Annotated in this window: 2 protein-coding genes and 1 pseudogene; 1 reads left to right on the top strand and 2 read right to left on the bottom strand. The window is 74.6% G+C overall.

What is annotated here, in order from left to right:
- Positions 1-225: pseudogene (locus AAHZ94_RS31230) on the bottom strand (hypothetical protein); the annotation flags it as partial.
- A 211-nt stretch (positions 226-436) separates the two neighbouring features.
- Positions 437-1,390 (bottom strand): ABC transporter ATP-binding protein, encoded by a 954-nt coding sequence (locus AAHZ94_RS31235; RefSeq protein ID WP_349997083.1) that lies wholly within the window; start codon positions 1,388-1,390, stop codon positions 437-439.
- Between the two features lie 915 nt (positions 1,391-2,305).
- Between AAHZ94_RS31235 and AAHZ94_RS31240 the strand changes: the two genes are divergently transcribed.
- Positions 2,306-3,232 carry a siderophore-interacting protein gene (locus AAHZ94_RS31240; protein WP_349997084.1) on the top strand — a complete coding sequence of 309 codons (927 nt, stop codon included), beginning with the start codon at positions 2,306-2,308 and terminating at the stop codon, positions 3,230-3,232.
- The last annotated feature ends 61 nt before the right edge of the window (positions 3,233-3,293 follow it).

Raw genomic sequence — 3,293 nt, forward strand, 5'->3', positions numbered from 1 at the left:
GGGTTGGGGGGGGCGGGCCCCTTCCGGCGCGCCGGCAGCGGGCCGTCCGGGGGCGGGCCGCCGTTCGACCTCGGTGAGCCCTTCAGTCGCCGGGCTCGGGGCGGGCGGCTGCGGAGCCTGCCGAGTGTCGCGGTCCGCCTCCGGGACGGAGCTCTGGGCGGACGCCGACGAAGCAGTACGCGGCGGCCCCGGCCGGGCGGGCGCGCTGGGCATGGGCTCATCCATGGCGCCGACGCTACCGTGCACCACGGCCTGGCCGAGCGGCCCACGACGGGGTGGCGGCGTACGGTCAGCGCCGACGGCGACCTTGGACGGCGCTCCGTGCCGGCCCGGTCGACCATCTGCGCGACCGGGCTCCCCGCGTCCGGGCGGCTCCAGCCACGCGCGCGTACGCTTGCCCGTACGCGCGCACGTACGCATCCAGTTGCGCGTATCCCTACGGCGCGACCGCAGGCGCGGGCACCGTCGCACGGTCCGCGTCCCCCGCGGCGGAGTCCGCCGCTCCGACGGGCGTCGCTGCCGCGCGGCGCGAGCGCCGGGCCGCCGGGATCACCAGCGGCGTGCCGGTCTCCGGGTCGTCGATCACCTGGCAGCGCAGGCCGAAGACCTGCTCGACCAGTTCGGCGGTGACGATCTCGCCCGGCTCGCCCTCGGCGACGATCTCGCCGTCGCGCATGGCGATCAGGTGCGTGGCGTAGCGCGCCGCGTGGTTGAGGTCGTGCAACACGGCCACCAGCGTGCGGCCCTGCTCCTCGTGCAGGTCGGCACAGAGGTTCAGCACGTCGATCTGGTGCTGGATGTCGAGGTAGGTGGTCGGCTCGTCGAGCAGCAGCAGCGGCGTCTGCTGGGCGATCGCCATCGCGATCCACACCCGCTGCCGCTGGCCGCCGGAGAGTTCGTCCACGAAGCGGTCGGCCAGTTCGGTGACGCCGGTGGAGGCCATCGACTCTTCGACGACCCGCTCGTCGGTCTCGGACCACTGCCGCAACAGCCCCTGGTGCGGGTACCGACCCCGGGCCACCAGGTCGGCGACGGTGATGCCGTCCGGCGCGATGGAACTCTGCGGCAGCAGCCCCAGCGTCTTGGCCACCTTCTTCGCCGGCAGCGACGAAATGGCCTGGCCGTCCAGGAGCACCGAACCGGCCGTGGGCTTGAGCATCCGCGACAGCGCCCGCAGCAGGGTCGACTTGCCGCAGGCGTTCGGCCCGACCACGACCGTGAACGAATGGTCCGGAATGGACACCGACAGGTTCTCGGCAACGGTGCGCCGGTCATAGGCCAGGGTGAGGTCCTGCCCGGTGAGCCGCTGCTGAGCGGGGGTTGCCACAGAGGCATCAGGAGAGGAAGCCACGGTCCGTTCGGTGTCCTTGTCGTCGTCGTTGTTGCTCATGCCGAGACCCCTGTCACTGCTGCCACGCCCGTCCCACCTGTCGCCCGTCCCACCTGCCGCCCGGCGCCGACACGCCGCCCGCGACGCGCCCCCGGGCAATCGCCCCGCCCACCACCCGCCGCGCCGGGCTCGGCCTCCGCCGGGCGTCCGCCCCGTACCGCGACAACCGTACGAGAGCTCACGACAGGGACGTTACGATGCCCCATCAGCGCTGGTCGGACGGGCCCCGCGGCGCCGAAAGGGCCGGCGTGCGGCAGCGCGGGGAACGAGCCGGGGCAGCCGGACAGGTCGGCGAGGCCGGTCGGCTCGGACAGGTCAGTGGGGTCGGTCGGGCCGGTCGTCCGGATCGTGCCGGGGCCGCGGGGAGCACGCCCGGGAGCCTCGGCCGCCGTCGGCACCGCGGCCGGCAGGGGGCTCACCACGGTCACACGGAACTCCGCCTCTGAAGACAGGGGCGACCGGGACTGCCGCCCAACATTAGGTTAGGTTAACCTAACTCTCGTTTTACGTCCCCTGTCGTGCCGCACACCCCTTTGACCAGGTGGTTTTCCCATCTACCGACGGGGCGGAGCCCGGCACCACAGAGCCCGCACCCGCACTCAGAGCAAGGCCGCCGATGCACCGTCCGCACGCCCCGCGCACCCCCGGCGGCCCCGCGCATGCCGACCGCCCCGGGCAACGGCACAGGCGGCCCGCGGCAACGGCGCCGGCACCGCCACCCCGCCGCCCACGGTTCCGACCGGACGGAGCCCACACCACCTGGCCGGGTACGACGCGCCGCACCCACCCGAGCCCCACAGCCCACACCACTCACACCAGCCCGGCCGCCTGACCCCGGCCCTCCGGCCCGCCCCACTCCACTCCACCGCAGTCACCGCAGTCACCGCAGTCGACCCAACGACGGAAGGCACCACCATGGCGAACCCGCCCTACAGCTTCTTCGACCTGCGGGTCGTGCGGGCCGAGCGGCTGAGCCCCAGCTTCGTCCGCGTCACCTTCGGCGGCGAGGGGCTGGCGCCCTTCGTGAACGGCGGGCGGGACCAGCGGCTCAAGCTCTTCCTCCCGCAGCCGGGCCAGGAGGCGCCGGTCGTGCCGCGCACCAACGACCTGTCCTGGTACCCCCAGTGGCGCGCCATGGACCCCGCCGTCCGCGGTGTCATGCGCACGTACACGGTGCGCGAGCACCGCCGCGACCCGGACGAGGTGGACATCGACTTCGCCCTGCACGGCGACACCGGTCCCGCCTCCCGCTGGGCCGCCGCCGCGGCCCCCGGCGACCGGGCGACCCTGCTCGGCCCGACCGCCGAGGAGAACGGCGGCGTGGACTTCCAGCCGCCCGGCATCGGCGGCGTCCCGCTGGCCACCGACCGGGACGGCACGCCGCGACCCGGCACCGACTGGGTGTTGATCACCGCGGACGAGACGGCGCTGCCCGCCGTGGCCGGCATCCTCGCCTGGCTTCCGGCCGGCACCCCGGCCGCGGTGTGGATCGAGGTCCAACACGCCGATGACCGGCAGGACCTGCCGACCGAGGCCGCCGCCGACATCACCTGGATCGTGCGGGACCAGACCCCCGCGGGCGCCGCCGAAGCCCCCGAACACGGCCAGCGCACGGTGGACGCGGTCCGCGCCGCCGAACTGCCCGCCGGCACCCCGTACGCCTGGATCGCGGGCGAGTCCGGCACGATCCGCGCCCTGCGCCGGCACCTGGTCGGCGAGCGCGGGTTCGACCGCAAGGCCGTCAAGTTCACCGGCTACTGGCGGCTGGGCGCCACCGAGGACCAACTGCTCGAACAGGAAGCAGCAGAGGCCGCCGAAGCTGCCGAAGCCACCGACCAGTAGGGCAACGAACGCGCCTGGCCCACCCCCCGGGGGGGGGGGGGGGGGGGGGGGGGGGGGGGGG

This window comes from Streptomyces sp. HSW2009 (assembly GCF_040240285.1).
In the GTDB taxonomy this organism is placed as follows: domain Bacteria; phylum Actinomycetota; class Actinomycetes; order Streptomycetales; family Streptomycetaceae; genus Streptomyces.

Excerpts from the sequence above, each read along its gene's own strand:
- AAHZ94_RS31240 (WP_349997084.1), top strand. The coding sequence starts at position 2,306 with ATGGCGAACCCGCCCTACAGCTTCTTCGACCTGCGGGTCGTGCGGGCC.
- AAHZ94_RS31235 (WP_349997083.1), bottom strand. The coding sequence starts at position 1,390 with ATGAGCAACAACGACGACGACAAGGACACCGAACGGACCGTGGCTTCC.